Origin of the sequence: Weissella sp. MSCH1, from assembly GCF_045799135.1 — a bacterium.
Classification (GTDB): Bacteria; Bacillota; Bacilli; order Lactobacillales; family Lactobacillaceae; genus Weissella.
Genome location: NZ_JBJMBA010000033.1, coordinates 21,957 through 40,121, shown reverse-complemented (window position 1 = coordinate 40,121; position 18,165 = coordinate 21,957). Strand labels below are relative to the sequence as shown.

At 44.9% G+C, this 18,165-nt stretch carries 15 protein-coding genes; 8 read left to right on the top strand and 7 right to left on the bottom strand.

The features are described 5' to 3' along the window. Positions 1-29: 29 nt before the first annotated feature. The 4 genes from ACJ28U_RS03685 (at position 30) to ACJ28U_RS03670 (ending at position 4,562) form a co-directional block, all read left to right on the top strand. A complete protein-coding gene (locus ACJ28U_RS03685) occupies positions 30-1,316 on the top strand; it encodes an ISL3 family transposase (protein WP_407618415.1) in 1,287 nt (428 codons plus the stop codon). A 263-nt stretch (positions 1,317-1,579) separates the two neighbouring features. Beyond that, on the top strand, positions 1,580-2,524 hold the full coding sequence (yidC, locus tag ACJ28U_RS03680; RefSeq protein WP_010374295.1) for a membrane protein insertase YidC: 945 nt from the start codon (positions 1,580-1,582) through the stop codon (positions 2,522-2,524). A 132-nt stretch (positions 2,525-2,656) separates the two neighbouring features. After that, positions 2,657-3,475, top strand: coding sequence for a glucose 1-dehydrogenase (locus ACJ28U_RS03675; RefSeq protein WP_407618414.1), 819 nt, complete (start codon positions 2,657-2,659; stop codon positions 3,473-3,475). Positions 3,476-3,656: 181 nt separating this feature from the next. After that, positions 3,657-4,562 carry a YitT family protein gene (locus tag ACJ28U_RS03670; RefSeq protein WP_407618413.1) on the top strand — a complete coding sequence of 302 codons (906 nt, stop codon included), beginning with the start codon at positions 3,657-3,659 and terminating at the stop codon, positions 4,560-4,562. A 65-nt stretch (positions 4,563-4,627) separates the two neighbouring features. Here ACJ28U_RS03670 and ACJ28U_RS03665 read toward each other — a convergent pair whose 3' ends face one another. The 5 genes from ACJ28U_RS03665 to mvk form a co-directional block, all read right to left on the bottom strand. Continuing rightward, on the bottom strand, positions 4,628-5,179 hold the full coding sequence (locus ACJ28U_RS03665; protein ID WP_029237510.1) for a TetR/AcrR family transcriptional regulator: 552 nt from the start codon (positions 5,177-5,179) through the stop codon (positions 4,628-4,630). Between the two features lie 170 nt (positions 5,180-5,349). Further along, positions 5,350-6,387: a type 2 isopentenyl-diphosphate Delta-isomerase gene (gene fni, locus ACJ28U_RS03660; RefSeq protein ID WP_099088040.1), complete on the bottom strand. Its 1,038-nt coding sequence runs from the start codon at positions 6,385-6,387 to the stop codon at positions 5,350-5,352. 11 nt (positions 6,388-6,398) lie between these two features. Next, positions 6,399-7,457, bottom strand: coding sequence for a phosphomevalonate kinase (locus ACJ28U_RS03655; RefSeq protein WP_407618412.1), 1,059 nt, complete (start codon positions 7,455-7,457; stop codon positions 6,399-6,401). Next, on the bottom strand, positions 7,457-8,443 hold the full coding sequence (gene mvaD / locus ACJ28U_RS03650) for a diphosphomevalonate decarboxylase (protein WP_407618411.1): 987 nt from the start codon (positions 8,441-8,443) through the stop codon (positions 7,457-7,459). Before mvaD ends, ACJ28U_RS03655 begins: the two co-directional genes overlap by 1 nt. Before the next feature lie 9 nt (positions 8,444-8,452). Next, the gene (gene mvk / locus ACJ28U_RS03645; protein ID WP_099088037.1) at positions 8,453-9,388 is read right to left on the bottom strand and encodes a mevalonate kinase; all 936 of its coding nucleotides are present in this window, start codon (positions 9,386-9,388) and stop codon (positions 8,453-8,455) included. Between the two features lie 140 nt (positions 9,389-9,528). Here mvk and ACJ28U_RS03640 point away from each other — a divergent pair, with 140 nt between their 5' ends. From ACJ28U_RS03640 to ACJ28U_RS03625, 4 genes are all read left to right on the top strand, one after another. Continuing rightward, complete coding sequence (locus tag ACJ28U_RS03640) at positions 9,529-12,351, top strand: helicase C-terminal domain-containing protein (protein ID WP_099088036.1); 2,823 nt, start codon at positions 9,529-9,531, stop codon at positions 12,349-12,351. 63 nt (positions 12,352-12,414) lie between these two features. Beyond that, the gene (locus ACJ28U_RS03635) at positions 12,415-12,927 is read left to right on the top strand and encodes a DUF5590 domain-containing protein (RefSeq protein WP_407618410.1); all 513 of its coding nucleotides are present in this window, start codon (positions 12,415-12,417) and stop codon (positions 12,925-12,927) included. A gap of 29 nt (positions 12,928-12,956) precedes the next feature. Beyond that, positions 12,957-14,252 carry an asparagine--tRNA ligase gene (gene asnS / locus ACJ28U_RS03630; RefSeq protein WP_010374320.1) on the top strand — a complete coding sequence of 432 codons (1,296 nt, stop codon included), beginning with the start codon at positions 12,957-12,959 and terminating at the stop codon, positions 14,250-14,252. A gap of 90 nt (positions 14,253-14,342) precedes the next feature. Continuing rightward, positions 14,343-15,083, top strand: coding sequence for a DnaD domain-containing protein (locus tag ACJ28U_RS03625; RefSeq protein WP_099088034.1), 741 nt, complete (start codon positions 14,343-14,345; stop codon positions 15,081-15,083). 38 nt (positions 15,084-15,121) lie between these two features. On the opposite strand, the gene ACJ28U_RS03620 is transcribed toward ACJ28U_RS03625, so the two are convergent. Together ACJ28U_RS03620 and recU are read right to left on the bottom strand one after the other, a co-directional pair. After that, complete coding sequence (locus ACJ28U_RS03620) at positions 15,122-17,458, bottom strand: PBP1A family penicillin-binding protein (protein WP_407618409.1); 2,337 nt, start codon at positions 17,456-17,458, stop codon at positions 15,122-15,124. Between the two features lie 18 nt (positions 17,459-17,476). Continuing rightward, positions 17,477-18,079 (bottom strand): Holliday junction resolvase RecU, encoded by a 603-nt coding sequence (recU, locus tag ACJ28U_RS03615; RefSeq protein ID WP_010374330.1) that lies wholly within the window; start codon positions 18,077-18,079, stop codon positions 17,477-17,479. Between the last annotated feature and the right edge of the window lie 86 nt (positions 18,080-18,165).

Genomic DNA, 18,165 nt, shown 5'->3' with positions numbered 1-18,165 from the left:
CCAAACCAAATCTAAAGGAACTGATGCATATGAATAATACTATCTTACGTTACGTCGGATTAACAGACCCAAATTTTAAATTTATCGTGAACTCCGACAATGAATATAACCGTTATGAGCATCGTGGCAAGGATAACCACAAAGCATTGATTACACGTGCCACTCTTGAGAGTGACATTATGCGTTGCCCTGACTGTGGCTATTTAGAGCACGTCACTAAGTACGGTTATACCGATGATATCGAGATTTATCTGCCAACTACGAACGGCTATGACAATCGACTCATCGTGAAGAAGCAACGATTCCACTGCGATAACTGTAATACGAAGTTCAATGCGAAGTCACACGATTTACTCGACAATTCTAAATTTTCTCGTCCGTTGGTGAATCAGATTATCGCGATGTCACAAGATGATATCTCTCAAAAATCAATTGCGCGTGCATTGCGTGTATCGACGAGCAGCGTGCATAGAGTTATCAACTCAGATCAAACATACTATTACGATTTCCAGCGACAATTACCTTCGGTATTATGTTTTGATGAAGTGCGCACTTCAGCCCACAATATGTCCTTTGTGTACGCCGACGGCGAAGCACATCAGTTGATTGAGATTCTGCCTGACCGCTTATCTAAGAACATCAAAGAACACTTTTTAGGCTACTCTCTTCAGAATCGTCGACAAGTTGAATACGTCATCATTGATTTAAATGCGAACTACGGCCAATTTGTCCGTGGCTTATTTCCCAACGCCAAAATTATTATTGATCGCTTTCACATCGTTCAAAGAGTAGCACAAGCTCTCACCGGACAACGCGTAGCAGACCAACGCAGCATTGAGGATAAACGGTATTCTCGCGAATACGCCATCATGAAGAGTCAATGGCGTTTATTTATGAAGTCATACGACAAGCTGAACAAAAACACTCGCGTTTATTTAGCTGGTGTAAAAGAATTGATGACCGAAGAAGAAGCATTGGACCTTGTTTTTCGATCATTCCCAACGCTTCACGCCACTTGGCTCACATACCAGGCCGTTTTAGAAGCAATGCACGAGCAAAATATACAAAAATTCTCTGATATTCTTGTCGGCTATTCACCACTTAGAAACGCCATGGACACTGCAATATCAACATTCAGCAAGAATTTAGCTGGTGTGTTGGAAAGCCTGCGGTCACCTTGGTCAAACGGTGTCATCGAAGGTATCAATCGTAAAATCAAACAAATCAGTCGCACTGCCTACGGTTACCGCAATCAACTCAACTTCTTCCGTCGCATCCGCACACAATTGGTTCACCCACGAATCATTCCCGCTTAAAAAGAAAAACCTGGATTGCGTGGGCAATTGGCCGTTGCCAATTGCCTACACAATCCAGGTTATAAAAACTCAATAATCACCGATTTTAGTCAGAATTTTCTCCGACCAACACCATTTGACAAAGAGCCCGCTTTTCTAAAGTAGCAATCAATGATTGCTACTTTTTTAATGGTTAAAAATCTTTGTAAAGTTAGTTTACAAAGATTTTTTTGTGATATAATGGATTATTGTAAAAAAGAGAAATAGGTAAGGATCGATATTCCATGAAAATTAAAGGCTTAACGCCCATCTTGTTTATTTTATTGATTATTTTGTTTGTTACTGGTCACGCAGACTTTTTGGAAGGTCCGTTGACTAGCTTCATGCACATGTCAGAAGACTGGATTGGTGGTACGAACGCAGTTGGTTGGTCAATTGTTATTTTGACATTTGTGGTGCGATTGATTTTGTTGCCAATGATGATTCACCAACAACGTGGCGCAACCATTCAGCAAGAAAAGATGCGTTTGTTGCAACCGCAGATGAGCAAGATTCAAGAAGCACAGAAGACAGCACAAACACAAGAAGAAAAGATGTTGGCATCACAAGCTATGATGGCAGTTTACCGTGAGAACGGTGTTTCAATGCTTGGTGGTATGAATTTTGCCACATTGATTATTCAATGGCCTGTCTTTATGGGATTGTACGCTGCTATTAAGAATTCACACGAAATTGCACACGCTACTTTCTTTGGCATTAACTTAGGATCACAATCACCTGTGTTAGCAATTGCCACGGCTGTTGCCTATGGTGTTCAAGCATACTTGTCGTTGATTGGTATTCCTGCTGAACAAAAGAAGCAAATGCAATCAATGATGTTAATGATGCCGATCATGATGTTGATTATGACTTGGGTTACTAACGGTGGTATTGCGTTGTACTTCTTCGTTGGTGCACTGGTTATGATTATTCAAACGTTGATTATCATTGTTTGGCGGCCAAAGTTGCGCGCGCAAGTTGCTGAAACGTTCGTCGTAAAAGATGTCGTTGATGATGCACTGGCTGGACGCTTGCAATCGGAGCCAACAGGCCCATTTGCTGAAGCCATGAAGGCAGCGCAAGCGCAACAACAAGGGACAGAACGCAAAGATATTACAGGTAATGTCAGCGAAAGCGATACTGATTCATCAAAGTCAAACGGTCGTAATGCTGGTAAACAAAAGCGTTAATTAAAATTTTTAATCCTAAAAAGACCAAACACTTACTGTTGTTTGGTCTTTTTTTGGTTCATCCGATATTAAAGATTATTCATCATTAGCAATAGGTTATGACGTACAATAGTCACATGGAGGGTGATATCTATGACAATTAATCATACGACTGATACAACTCGCTATCCCGATTTACGTGGTAAAACCGTAGTTGTGACGGGTAGCTCGTCAGGTATCGGTGAAGCGATCGCACGTCACATGGGGTCAGAAGCGATGAATGTGGTTATTAACTACATGAGTGCTGATGAAAAGGTAATCGACGGGCTGATCTACCTAATTGAACAATCAGGCGGACATGCCGTCGGTATCCGGGCTGATGTGGGAACAGAAGCCGGCGTCCAAGCAATTTATGATAAGGCAATTGAAGCGTTTGGTGATATTGACGTATGGGTCAATAATGCTGGCTTCGAAATTCAATCAGCTACGCACGAGACTTCGTATGAGGACTGGCAACGTGTGTTGCACGTTGATTTAGATGGGGTATTCTTGGGGACTAAAATTGCTGTGCAACACTTTTTGAAGCACAATAAGCAAGGTAGCATTTTAAACACGTCGTCAATTCACGACATTATTCCTTGGCCTACCTATGCGTCTTACGCAACGGCTAAAGCTGGCGTGCTGATGTTTACTAAAACAACGGCTTTGGAATATGCTGAGCAGGGTATTCGGATTAACGCGATTTCACCAGGTGCTCTAGAAACGCCGATCAACGCGCAACGATTTGCAGATCCCGCCGTCCGGGCTGACACAGAAAGTATGATTCCAATGAAGAAAGTCGGAGACCCAGTTGATGTTGCGAATGCGGCGGTTTGGTTAATTTCAAACGAAGCTTCTTACATTACCGGTACAACGCTTTATATTGATGGGGGAATTACCCTCTATAATGAATTCCAAGGTGGCCGTGGCTAACGCCATAGTCGATTGGTTGATGTTAACCGTGACCTTTAAACTGGTCGCGGTTTTTCGCTATTTTTAACCGATTAAGAAAAATTTTGGTACACTTGAGTTAATATGGTTGGTTTTGCCCCTTGATTTAAACGAGGGGCAACCGATTACCACACGATAATTTATTCAGATTGGGGATTGTGCCATGGCAGAACAAACAATGGCCACGCGGGTGATTGAAAAAATTCGACTTCGCGATTTCATCATCTTTACAATTGGAACCAGCATGTATGGTTGGGGACTAGTTAACGTTAATATTCCGAGCCACTTGGCGGAGGGTGGGGTGACCGGAATTACGCTGATTTTTAGAGCGCTATTCCATATTAACCCGGCCCTATCAACCTTGTTCTTTAATATTCCCTTGTTGTTGCTTGGTTTACGAATGCTCGGGAAGCGGGCCTTGATTTATACATTGTACGGGATCGTTGGCTTGTCCTTTTGGCTCTGGTTCTGGCAACTGTACCCCATGCATTTAGATCTACATCATGATTTGCTTATTTCAGCCATTTTAGCCGGTTTCTTTGGTGGACTTGGTTCTGGCTTAATTTATCGTTTCGGGGGCACAACGGGCGGTACAGACGTCATTGCGCGTATCCTAGAACAAAAGTTAAATATTCCGATGGGGAAAACGTTATTTGCGTTAGATGTGGTGGTCTTAACAGTGTCACTAGTCTACATTAACATTGTGGAAATGATGTACACACTGATTGCGGCGTTTGTATTCGCCCAACTTGTTAACTTTACCCAAAAGGGCGCTTATGCAGCTCGGGCATTCCTGATTTTCACAAATTACCCCGAAGAAATTTCGCATGCTATTATGCAAGAACTTGAACGTGGCACGTCACTGTTGCATGCAGAGGGGGGCTTTACGCATAATGAACGGAAAGTTGTCTATGCCGTCGTCGATCCTTCAGAGATGAACATTGTACGTCGGTTAATCAATGATATTGACCCGCAAGCCTTTGTGACTGTGATGGATACACAGGAAACATTCGGTGAAGGGTTCAGTTACGCGCAACCCAAGAAGCGCCGGTTCAACCTTCTACCTTAAACTAAAAAGACGAGATAACCTCAAATGGGTTATCTCGTCTTTTTAGTTAACTGGCACAACAACAATTAGAGGTTTGCGTGTTGTGCATCAGTCATTTCTGTTGCAATCCGTGCCATCTCAGGTACTGATTCATGCATCCCCGTAGCGATCCAGCGAATAGCTAGTGCCAACATGCCAGATGCCGTAAAGTCAGAAACGTAATCGATAGATGTCGAATGGTTTGCTTGGCTGCGGAACAATTCTGCATACAACCCATGCAAAATATCGCGCAAAGGTGGGTAAAATTGCTCTCGTAATCCGGCGTTCAACAAAACGGCAATCGCCATTCCGTTTGCTTGGATAAAGCCAAAGAAGGCACTCGCAATTTGTTCACTTTCCAAAGGCAGAGCAGCAGCTTCCTTCGCAAAGTCATCTGTTAGTTGTTCAACAATAGTCTTGATGACCGCTTCCTTTGTGCCAAAGTGGCGATAGAAAGCCATCCGTGACACGCCTGCCATGCGGGTAATTTCAGTAACCGCAAGTTGGTCATAGGACTGGCTTTGCAACAAAGTCAGCGTTGCATCAATGATTTGATCGTCAGTCTGCTGACGAATACTCTCCGTTAACATGTTCTTCATGCTTCCAATATACCGACTTTTAAGGTTGAACGGGGTGGGTTCTCGATAATCGCAAGCTGACCTTTAACGCCTTTAACAATCATTTAACTTTGCCACTGAAATTTAAGACTAATCCAATAAAAAAATCCCAAAACAATACCAATTGATTGCTTTGAGATTAAAGACTTTGTTTATCGACGTTGATCGATATAGTTTTTCAACTCGGGTGATAGGACTGTTTGGACGTGTTGTAAATCAGCTTGCTGTTCAGCACCAACCATCGCGTAAAGCTTTGCGAGATGATTTTGCCAACGCTGAATTTCAGTGATGACGCCATCCGTTCCCTCGTTCAAGACCGTGTGTAGGAAATGTCCTGCGACACCGACCGCTTTTGCACCCAAAATTTGAGCTTTCAAAACGTCGAGTGGGTCTTGAATACCGCCAGTGGCGAGGATTGTTGGCGCATCAGCGACTAGTTGCGCTTCTAACAAACTTTCGGCAGTTGTTTGACCCCAGTCATACAAATAGCCGTGCTCAGCCGTCATTGCCCGATTACGACGATCTTCGATAACGGCAAAGTTTGTCCCAGAACGGCCACCAAGATTGATATATTGGGCGCCTAAATCACGTAATTGGCCAATGGTTTCCTTAGCCATGCCAAAGCCGACTTCTTTAATAATCACGGGGACGGAAACCGTCTGAATAATATTGGCTAATTCGTCTTGCCAAATATAGTCACGATCACCCTCAGGCATGACAACTTCTTGGGCGACGTTAATGTGAACTTCTAAGGCATTTGCGCCAATCATATCAACAACTTCTTGGGCATGAGCCGCGGTATGACCGGCACCGATGTTGGCCATAACAAAGCCATCGGGGTTGATTTTTCGAACGACTTTAAATGTGTCAATCGCATTTTCGTCCTTTAAAGCCACACTTTGTGAACCAACAGCCATCGCCAAACCGGTCTCCTTGGCAGCAGTTGCTAACTGCGCATTAATCTTACCGGTTTTTTGGCTACCGCCGGTCATCGCTTCAATATAGAAGGGGGTTTTAAAGTTAAAAATTGGGTCATCAACCGTTAAGTCAACATTAGCGACTTTCGTTTCAGGTAACCCTTGGTGAATAATTCGAACCTGGTGTAAAGATGACACTGGCGCATGGCGCCGGAATTCGGCTTCTGCCAATGACAAGTGTTCATCTTTACGATGTGCGTGTGCAGATTCCATAATACTTTCTCCTAATTAAATGCAATTGCTAAAGGTAACGGCGTAATTCCAGCACGTTGCCAAGCATCTCTAATTGCGCTTGCAACTGTCGCATCATTTGTCAGGGCGATGCCATTATCACCACCGCCAGCTCCTGATATTTTAGCACCTGCACCAGCTTCTGTGGCGATTGATAGGAGTGATAGGAGTGCCGGTGTAGCATAGGCGAGTCCAACGCGACTGGCATAGGCAAATAATTGTTCCTGGCTCAATTGCATGGCCGCACGAACTTTATCAAAATTGGCTTGGCGCAATCCTGTTTCGATCATACCCACTAAAGGGGCGGTATTCTGTGCTAAAAGTTGTTTAGCAGCATCCCGATCGGTTAGGCCACCACTTTCGAGTAGCGCTTGTGTATCCGCAGGTGACCCAGTCCAACCGACCAAGAGTGACCAATCGTCTGGTAGTGCTAAAGGTTCAATTACCAAATCCGGCCAGGTTGCTGCCAACATTTCAGAAACATAACGATGTTGGTCAAGCCAATCGAATATAACGGGTGATGCGAATTTTTGGTAGCGAATAATGCCACCAAATGTCGCCGCAGCCAAATCTCCCATAGATCCCGCCTTAAAATTAGGGGTCGTTAAGGTCGCTAATGCACCTAGCTTATACTGTTGTAGTGGCGACATTGGTAACTCGCTGAGCGCGACATAAGCCTTAATCAAAGCCATCACGACGGCTGCTGATGAACCAAGACCTAATTTTTGTCCGGCCATGGTTAGTTGACTATCAATAGAAACGGTCAACCCAGTAAAAGGTTGACCGTTTTCTATGGCATACGTCTGGATTAATTGCAGGGTGCGAAGGACTAGACGCCAGTCATCATCCAAAGCGACCGTCAACAATTCAGAGCTTGATAATTCACGGTGGCCAAGCAAATTACTCGTCACACTGATTAATGTATCTGTTCGTGGGTCAAGATTGACCGTGACAAACCGATCGACTGCCATGATAATGCTAGGTTGTCCAGGCAGTGTGACTGCATATTCACCGGCTAAGTATAATTTGCCGGGGGCTTTTGCCATAACCATTAAATCTGATCTCCTTCAACGATTTTGGTACTTGGGCCTGGCGTTGCAGTGCGAACGACAACACCAGGAATTGCCTCAACTAAAGCCGCTGTGATGACCTCAGTATCAGCTGGTCGTGAAATTAACTTGACGTTTGGTCCAGCGTCCATTGTCGCGTAGACGGAGATGCCACGTTCACGAAGCGTGGTTGCTAGGTTGATTACCTGCCACGAGGAATCAGTCAAGTAATTAAACGCTGGCTGGGCAGTGGCGTTTGTCGCATGCATTTGTAGCGCATTGGCTTCCGCTAATTGACCAATTTGATCAATATCGTGGTTCGCAATGGCTGTTTGCATAGCAGGCACCAAGGCATTCGACCGGTTAACCCAATCATCATAGAAAGGTGAGGTTGCTTTTGCATGCTGCATACCACCACGTGAATCTATTTTTTTAGGCTGATCGTTAATAATCACTGTTAACAATTGTATTGGCCAGTCAATTGTCTCGACCAACGGCTTAGCAACTGAAGTTAGGTCATCATGACCGCGATCCCATTGGGCGAAACCACCAAAAATCGAGCGCGACGCTGACCCAGACCCACGACGCGCTAATCGTGACAGTTCAGCCGGCGATAATGCCAAACCGGCTGCGCGACTAGCTGCACCAGCTAAGGCTGCAAATGCAGAGGCCGAAGATGCCAAACCAGCTGCCGTTGGGACGTGATTAGCCGAACGAACGTGGGCATAGCGCGTTTCGCCAGCCATTTCACGGACCAAATCTAAGAAGCGGGTAACCTTGTCGTAGCCTTTACCAGTCATTACCACATCATCAAGTGTTACGTCATCCGCGACCAATTCTGCATCAAACCAAACAGTTGTGTCGGTATAAAATTCATCCAGGGTTAGCGAAATTGACGTTGTTGTGGGGAGCATGAGCGTTGTATCTGCTTTACCCCAATACTTCAGTAGGGCGATGTTCGTGTGTGCGCGTGCTGTGTAGTGTGTCATAACTGCCTCCTAGATTTGCGGGTACTGTTGTGACCACACTTCTTGTGCACCAGCCGCTTCCAAAGCCAGCATAATGCGGTGGGCATCAGTATCATCCTTGGCTAGTGCTAACATAGCACCGCCAACGCCACCACCAGTTAGCTTGGCTCCTAAAGCACCAGCTTCACGAGCTGCTTGCACAAGGGCTTCAAGCTGGGGGTGTGAGACGCCGAGTGCTGCCAGGTGTTGGTGGGCCGCATTCATGTGGTTACCCAGGGCAACGATGTCATCGTGAGCTAAGTCCTCACGTGTATCACGGGCAATGGCACCTAATGCATCGATATGGGCCTGCGTTTCAACAGGCTCATTGGCTAATTGTTCACGGACAACCGAAACCGCCAGACCGGTTTGGCCATGTACACCCGTGTCAGCAATGATCAAGGTACCATGTAGCGCCATTGACATTGGTTCAGGAACCGAACCTTTTACAAACCAAACCGGCACATCATGGGCAGTTGTTGCCGCATCGATGCCGGAAGGTGAACCGTGGGTAATGGCCTCTTCGACATTAGCCCAGCGCTGCAATTCTTCATCTGGTAAGGGCGTATCAAAAAATGCGAAAAACGCCCTAATAATGGCGATTGCCGATGCAGCAGAAGACCCCATTCCGCGTTCTTGGGGGATGTTTGATTGAATCCGCAAAGTAAACGGCGCATCCAGTGCGTCGAAATGACGCAAGAGGCGCAGAATTAATTGTCGAACGCCTTCATATACTTCAGCCATCGTTGCCAGAGGTCCTTGATACCCTTGTGCAATCACGACTTGTCCAGCTTCTCGAGCTTCGATTGTTGCTGTCATTGCCAAATCCGGTAACGGGAGGGCAATGGCAGGTTGGCCATAAACGACCGCGTGTTCGCCAAGCAAGATCACTTTGGCGTGGCTAGAACCACTCGCTAGCTTTTCCACTATTAGAAACCACCAATCCATTCTCATTTTTGTTTTTAAACTGCTACTATCATACCAAACCCGCCTATAAATAGGGAAATGAATCAGTAAAACGTATGGTATAATTTAAATATTATAAAAGAAGGTCGTGGTACGCTCTGATGCTAAATAGAGACATCTATGCGGTTGTAGACTTAGAAACAACCCGTACAACGAGCGAAACGGGCCGTATTATTCAGATTGCGGTCGCATTCGTACAAAACAAAAAAATCATTAATCAATTTTCAACATTGGTTAATCCGGGCGAGCAAATTCCCCGCAATATTACACAATTGACCGGTATCACTCAAAATATGGTAAAGGGGGCACCGTTCTTTGAAGACGTCGCAATGACACTTCATGCGATGCTACAAGGCACAATCTTCGTTGCGCATAATGTCAATTTTGATTTGCCATTTTTAAATGCAGAGTTCGAACGTGTTGGGTTAACCGCGCTTAAAAGTACTGCTCTGGATACAGTGCCACTTAGTCAAATTCTTTGGCCGACAGCACCAGGTTACCGATTAGTCGACATGACAAATTACCTGTCACTCGAACATAATCATCCGCACCAGGCTGATAGCGATGCATTAGCAACCGGCGAGTTGTTAATTGCCATCTTAAAACGGGCTGAAGGGTTACCGATGATCACGCTTCAGGCATTAGCTGATTTGCCATTGGTTCTACCACGTGACACGAAAACCGTATTTGAAAAAGCGTTAGCGAAAAACCAAGCAGAGCCACAACCATTGCCTAGTCACTTACAAGTGATCGATAGTTTAGCGTTACGTCGTTTTTCAGAACCGGCACCTTTGGTTACTGGCAAGGCGACAAGTTATCCTGCTAAAAAGGCTGCTAAAGAGCAACTATACGGCAAGACGCTGGCGTACCGTGAACAGCAAGCTAAGTTGATGAATGCCATTTACACGCATTACACCGAGGCTGAACTGTCTGAAACACCAGGAGAAACAGCCTTTGTTGCGGAAGCACCGACGGGGATGGGGAAGACTTTAGCTTATTTGTTGCCATACGCATACCTAGCTGATGAACAGCACAAGCAAGTGGTCGTCGCAGTTCCAACAATTACGTTACAACAGCAAGTGACCGAAACAATCAATACAACGTTGAAGGATATTCTGCCGTTTGAAGTTCGCGGTGCCAGTTTGAAGGGGCGCACACATTATTTGAACTTGCAAAGCTTCAAGCGCGCACTCCGCGTTGATGAAGGATCAACATCCCTCCAATTTATTAAGGCGCAAATCCTAGTTTGGTTAACCGAAACGTTAACTGGTGATTTTGATGAGTTGAACTTAATTAACCCGCAAGTTGATTTTATGGCGAAATTAGCCCAACCGGCTAATAATCCAGCAGGATCACCTTATTACGGTCACGAGTTTAGTGAACGTCAACACATCTTGGCGCAAAACGCACAATTTTTGGTTGTTAACCACGCCTACTTAGCGGAATATGCCGCTGAATTGGGTGATAGTATTGATACACCATATTTAATTATTGATGAAGCACAAAATTTGCCAAATGCAGTCTTAGAACAAAGTCGCCATCAATTACCATTTCAGGTTTGGCTGACACGTGTTCAGAACGCGACAAATTTGGTTTTGCGCGATAACGAACCTTCAATTGGGATTATTTTGAACCGGTTAGTTGGTGGGCAACAGCTCAAGTCACGTTTTCTACAAAGTCTTGAAGCATTGTCTTCAGAATTGCCCAAATTACAAGTGGCATTCTACCGTCGCTTCTTGTTAAACGGACACACGCCGGCAACGGAAGGCCATTACGAGGTTGAGCTACCAATCTCTGATTTAGCACAATTTTGGGTTGATCAGACACATCGTTTGCAAAGCATGCGACAGGCCGTACGTGACCTAGCAGATTCCTTGGATTATTTGTTAGCCCAATTTAGCAACACAAAGAACGCCTTCTCACTTAGCGAACGCCAACATCTGGCTGATTTTCGTCGGTTACTTGAAAGTATTGCGAAATACGAACAACGACTAACCACTTTCCAACAGGATTTGGTTGATTTCCCAGATGCAAGTGTGTTCTGGTTAACTGAAAATCAAAATCACGATAACAGTAATCTTAAATTGAGTGGTGGGTTGTTACACACGCTTGATTTCTTTAAAGACAAAGTTTATCCGCATTTCATGCCACCAACGGTGATTGGTGCAACCTTGTTTACCTCAACAAAATCGGGTTACCTATATGATCGGTTAAATATCGACCGTGAGACGGTTTTTGCCCGGCGTTACCCCGAAGTTTTCGATTTCGCGCACCAAGCCGAACTAGTGATGGTTGAAAATGCGCCATCGCCAACTGATGGTGGCTACGTCAGCTACTTAGCGAAGCAGTTGGTTCAGTTAACTACGACGGTGCAAGAGAACACACTGGTCTTGTTTAACTCATTAGAAACGATTCAACAGGTTTATAATCATATGCAGTCAAACCAAACTTGGCAGCAGGGCAATATGACCTTGTTGGCACAGGGGATGACAGGTACGCGTAGCAAAATTATGAAGCGCATGGCCAATGAGTCACATTTGGTTGTACTTGGTGCGAATAGTTTCTGGGAAGGTATTGATCTGCCGGGTGACCAATTACGTTTGGTCGTGATTGCCCGCTTGCCATTCGATCAACCTAATACCGTCCTCCAACGCGCTGAAGAGGCTGTTTTGATGGCACATGGTAAACAGCCGTTCTACCAGAGCACCTTACCCAAGGCTGTCTTACGGCTTCGGCAGGGAGTGGGGCGCTTAATTCGCAAGCCGGATGACTTTGGTGCGGTCGTTATCTATGACCCACGCATCTTAACAAAGTCGTACGGGAAGACCCTGCGAAATATGATGCCAGATCAAATGCCACAGCACGTTTCGCAAGACCGAGATGTTGTCCCTGAATTGAAGAAATTCTTTGACCAACACCGCTAATATTGGTAAAGTAATAGATGATTTTGTTTTGCATTGACAAAACAGCTAAAGGAGCCACGTAAGATGGAGATGCGTACAATGTCCCGTTCTCGGCGTCGTGGCCACGGTCGGCGTTGGCTGATTGGCTTAATCGTTGTTCTGGTGCTTATCGCAGGTGGTGCAACTATTGCGTCGATTGCGCTACGTCCCGTGAATACTGCGCGGGAACGTGTGACGGAATTGGCGATTAAGCGAAATAAGATCACCTCAGCAACTCAATTTTTCCGAGTTTCTCGACAGCATACGTACTACAGTGTGATTGGTGAGAATAAGAAGCATCAAGAAATTGGTGTCATTGTTAAGGATAAGTCGAAAAAGATGACAACCGTTCAAATGAAGAATGGCTTATCTGCTGCTGAGGTGCGTAATCTCGTTAAATCAAAATATCAGCCAAAGCGAATTACCAGTTTGGGGCTTGCCATTTATGAGCAGGTCCCAGTCTGGGAAGTAACCTTTACTGATAAGCAAGGTAATCTTAATTTAATTACCTTCCAATTCTCGGATGGAAAAGCAGTTCGAACCATCCAACACTTATAAGTTGATATTAATTAAGGGAGTTCATAGAGATGGATACAATTCGCATTGAAGACGCGAAAAACTATGTCGACCAAGAAGTTCGTCTAGGCGCTTGGCTACGTAACAAGCGTGGTTCAGGTAAGATGCAATTCTTGCAATTACGTGATGGTACGGCCTTCTTCCAAGGTGTTGTTTCAAAGGAAGCAGTTGGTGAAGAAATCTTCGCCAAGGCTAAGGCTTTGACACAAGAAACAAGCATGTACTTGATTGGAACGATTCGTGAAGACGAACGTTCACCATTCGGATACGAAATGCAAGTTAAGGATTTGACGGTGGTTGGCGAATCTGATGGTTATCCAATCACGCCAAAGGAGCACGGTACTGATTTCTTGATGGATCACCGTCACTTGTACCTACGTCACATCCAACCATTTGCAGTTTTGCGTATTCGTAACACAATCATTGCTGCAACTTATGAATTCTTCAACAAGGAAGGCTTCGTCAAGATTGATTCACCAATTTTGACAGGTTCAGCTCCTGAAGGTACGACCGAATTGTTCCACACGGAATACTTCGATACGGATGCCTACATGTCACAGACTGGTCAATTGTACGCTGAAGCAGGCGCAATGGCCTTTGGGCGTGTCTTCACATTTGGACCAACGTTCCGTGCCGAGAAGTCAAAGACGCGTCGTCACTTAACTGAGTTCTGGATGATTGAGCCTGAAATGGCTTGGATGACGCAAGATGACTCATTGGAAGTGCAAGAACGCTACATTGCCTACTTGATTCAAGCTGTTTTGGATCGTAACCAATATGAATTGGACTTGTTGGGCCGTGACAAGGAGTTGTTGCAATCATACACACAACTTCCTTATCCACGTGTTTCATACGATGATGCTATCAAGCTTTTGCAGGAAAACGACTTTGACGTTGAGTGGGGTGTTGACTTTGGTTCACCTGAAGAAACGTTCTTGGCTAACCACTTTGCAAAGCCAGTCTTTATCACAAACTTCCCTAAGGAAATTAAGGCCTTCTACATGAAGCGGCACCCTGATCGTGACGATGTCGTTATTTCAGCTGACCTTTTGGCACCTGAAGGATACGGAGAAATCATTGGTGGTTCTGAGCGTGATACAGACTACGATTACCTTGAGCAACGCATCAAGGAACAAGGCTTGGATTTGAAGGAATACTCATGGTACCTAGACTTGCGTAAGTATGGTTCAGTGCCACACTCAGGCTTCGGTCTTGGTCTAGAACGTGCTGTCACTTGGATTACTGGTGAGGAGCACATTCGTGAGGCGATACCGTTCCCACGAACAATGAACCGTTTGTGGCCATAAGCTAAAAATAAACCTAAAAAACCGGTACAATAACTGTATCGGTTTTTTAATCACAGATATTACTGCATAAAATGCGAAAGGAGACCGTTAATGACATCAGAACTAAATTGGACGGCCTACCTAAAAGCTGGCCAGACCACAATTAGTAACTATTTATTACAGCATTATCGCGACCTTGGAATGAGTAACGATGAATTTTTAGTTTTCGTACAAACCAAAGCCGGTATCGACCATGGCGAATTAGAACCTAGTACTACAAAAATTGGCGAGGCGCTTGGATGGGAACCGCAACTTGTATTCGGCCATCTGGAATCATTACGTGCAAAAGGCTTAGTTAAATTCGTGAGCGTTCGCGACGGTAGTGGGCGAGTGACAACCCAACTTGATTTTGAACCTTTGTATACACAATTAATGCGTATTTCAGGCGGGGCAAAGCAAGCAGCTGCGCAACGGGTTGAAACCCAAGGTGAACCGGCCCAAAGTAAAGATGATTTGAGTCGAGCCACAATTTACAACCTTATTGAACAAGAGTTTGGCCGGCCATTAAGTCAAATGGAAATGGAAACCGTTAAAAACTGGTTTGATGTTGATCACTTCCAGCCGGAATTCATCAAAGCAGCCGTGCAGGAAGCTGTTTTGAATGCAGCCTTAAACTTGCGTTATATCGAAACCATTTTGGTCGCTTGGCAAAAAAAGAACTACCATTCAGTTAAAGAGGTTCGCCAAGAACGGCAAAAACGATCACAATTTAAGCAGCTTAATCAAGAAGAACGCGTCAACATTCCAACTGATGTTGATATTCTTAACACTGATTGGTCGCAATTTAAGTAACAGAAAAGCCCTTTGGAATACTCCAAAGGGCTTTTTCATCATCTTGAACTTTCTCGCGTCGCAGGTGCGCTACTGCTTGAAGCAGGCTGTGTTGACGACGCACTTGAACTTGGTGCATTCGAACTGCTACTTGCGGGTTGTGATTCGCTACGAGAAGCACTTGATTCAACTTGTGAAGATGAAGTGCTTCGTTCTTCGGCACTTGATTCACTCGCAGAAGTAGGGGTTTCGCTTGCTGGTTGCTCAGTAGAACTTTCAACTGGTGCAACTGATTGTTGAACAGTTTGTTGTTCGCGTTGGACAGTTGGCGTGCGCGTTGTTGAAACAGCGCCTGTACCACCAATTGTCTTTTCGTTGGCCACATCAGCACCAACTACCTGGTATTCCTTGATACCATTGACCGTTACTTGACGGACAGTATCCGGCATCGTCCAATCAGAACCATCATCGCCACCCGACATAACATAATCCATCAAGGCTTTGTAAGCGTGAAGGGCGACGTATTGTTCTTCACCCTCAGCTAGATAGTGACCCGGTTCGTTTGGCCTGTCGTATCCAGTCCAAACTGAAATTGAGGCTGACTTAGTAAAACCAGTAAACCATGTATCGTGAGCAGCACCATCAGGAACATCAGCGCCATCTTCATAACCAACAACACCAGTTTTACCAGCTTGGCTATAGGCATTCGTGTTGATCATCTTGGCATATGAGTCGGTAATAACTGACTTCATCATATTTGTTAACATGAAGGCCGTTGATGACTTCATTGCTGTTGAGCCTTCGGCCTTGTAGTCTTTCACAACACCACTTTGTTCAGTAATCTTCGAAATGTACTGTGGCTTATAATAAGTACCACCGTTGGCAAACGCTGCATAAGCGGCAGCTTCTTGTTCAGTTGAAACATTAATACCAATGGCACTTGAACCAACCATTTCGTTGGCTGGAATATCAATGCCCAGTTTCTTCAAAAATTCTAGCGACTTTGTGTAACCGACCTCTTGCAAGGTACGGATAGCTGGAAGGTTACGAGATTGTGCCAATGCATTACGCATGGTCATTGAACCCATAAACTTGTGATCCCAGTCGTTTGGTTGAATATTTGTACCTGGGTAAGTGTAAGGTGTGTCCAAAACTAAGTGATTAGTTGACCAACCCAGGTTTTCAACTGCGGGACCATAGTCAACAATGGGCTTTGCAGTTGACCCTGAAGAACGAACTGTGTTTGTGGCACGATTTGTTCCCTGCAAGGCAGTCAAATTACGACCACCAAGTTGGGCAATAACTTTACCATTATTCGGATCGGTTACTGTCATACCGACTTGCATATCATCGTCTTTCCAGTTGACATAGTCGGCTGTGTTACCAATGGCGTACGCGCGATCTTGTACTTTCTGGTTCAAATTCGTTTGAACTGTCAAACCATCTTTGTTCACGTCGTAGCCGAGTTTCTTAATTTCGGCCAACGTTGACATGATGTACGCATCATCAACCTTTGCTTCTTCATCTTGAGTTGAACTAGAAGGGTGGGTCGTCATCAAACCATCAGTCACAGGCAATGCCATATACTTCTTAGCTTGAGCTTGCGTAATCACGTTGTTTTGCGCCATTGCTTCCAAGACTTCATCGCGACGTGCCTTGGCACCCTTTGGATTGACGTAAGGGTCATAACCAGAAGGGGATTGTGGTAATCCTGCCAACAAGGCCATTTGTGGCGTTGATAAGTTCTTCAAATCCTTACCGAAGTAATATTCAGCGGCAGTTTTCATCCCATAAACGCCGTTACCCATATAAACTTTGTTCATATAAAGCGTTAAAATCTGATTTTTTGAATATTCTTTTTCTAGCTTCAACGCTAACCAAGCTTCTTGGGCCTTACGTTTAATCGTTTGATCGCTCGCAGCCGTTGAGAAAGCCGTCAATTTAATCAATTGTTGCGTTAATGTTGAGCCACCTTGCAGGCCAAGTGACGACCCGGTAAAGTTGGCAAACGCTGCCCCTAAAATACGTCGGGGATCCACACCGTGGTGCTTATAGAAGCGTCGGTCTTCAATTGAGACCACTGCCATGCGCATTTCTTTAGGAATCTCTGATTGTTTAGCCATCTCGCGCTTGCTACCTGTTGTGTAGAAAACGTTACCGTCTGCATCAAGCAGTTGCGTCTGAGATGTGCCAACTAAGGCAGAGTTGGTGATTTTTGGAGCAGATGAAGCGTAGTAAGCGAATACGCCTGCGCCACCCAATGCACCAACTACGCCCAATGTTGCGAGCGTTAGGATAGTATATTTTGCATATCGCTTGGCCTTTGAACTAGTTTTCTTGGGCTGTTTGCGGGATGTCTGAGCATTACGTTGCACACGGGACATCTCTTCTGTCATAACGAAAGTTCTCCTTACTTAGTTACGTTGATTAAGCAGTTCATCGACAGCGACAAGGTAAGGGGTCGTGGGGTTAATGCCCAACGGCACCTGCGCACCTTGTGCGACAATGACATCATATGGTATTGATTTACGCGCCGTCTCTTGCGCGTCCCAGTAGTCAAATAACAGCTGGGCCCAAATTACGTACGTCTCACGCAATGTCGTAAATCGAATAATCATAAAGGCCAGGCCTTCTGAAGCGACCACCTGCTTTAAATGCTTAATCTGATGTTCATGGACGTTTTTCAATGGAAAAGAGCGTTTGTTAGTTGTTTCTTTTGCATCGAAATCAATATAACGGCCGTGATAAACACCATTATAATCAGTTGTTGAAGCCTGACGAAAGTATGCTTCAGTAATCTTGGCAGCCGAACGAGCAGGGTAGCTCACGTTTACGATTTGAATCGGCGTCGGTTTCTTATGAATAACCGCCTGACCGGAAACTAAATAAAACTGATTAGCATCATTTAAGTCACCTTCAAGCGACATACCACGATTACTTTGCGAACTTGATTTTGCCACTGGCTTCGCAAACGCACTTGCATCAAAGCGGCGTCCATTTGGATAATTAAAAGCCATTTCGTACTCCTGCGTCTTAAGGTATCCTTAGTATTATACCAAAACAAACAAGATACTAACAATAGGACTAAAACGAAACATAAATA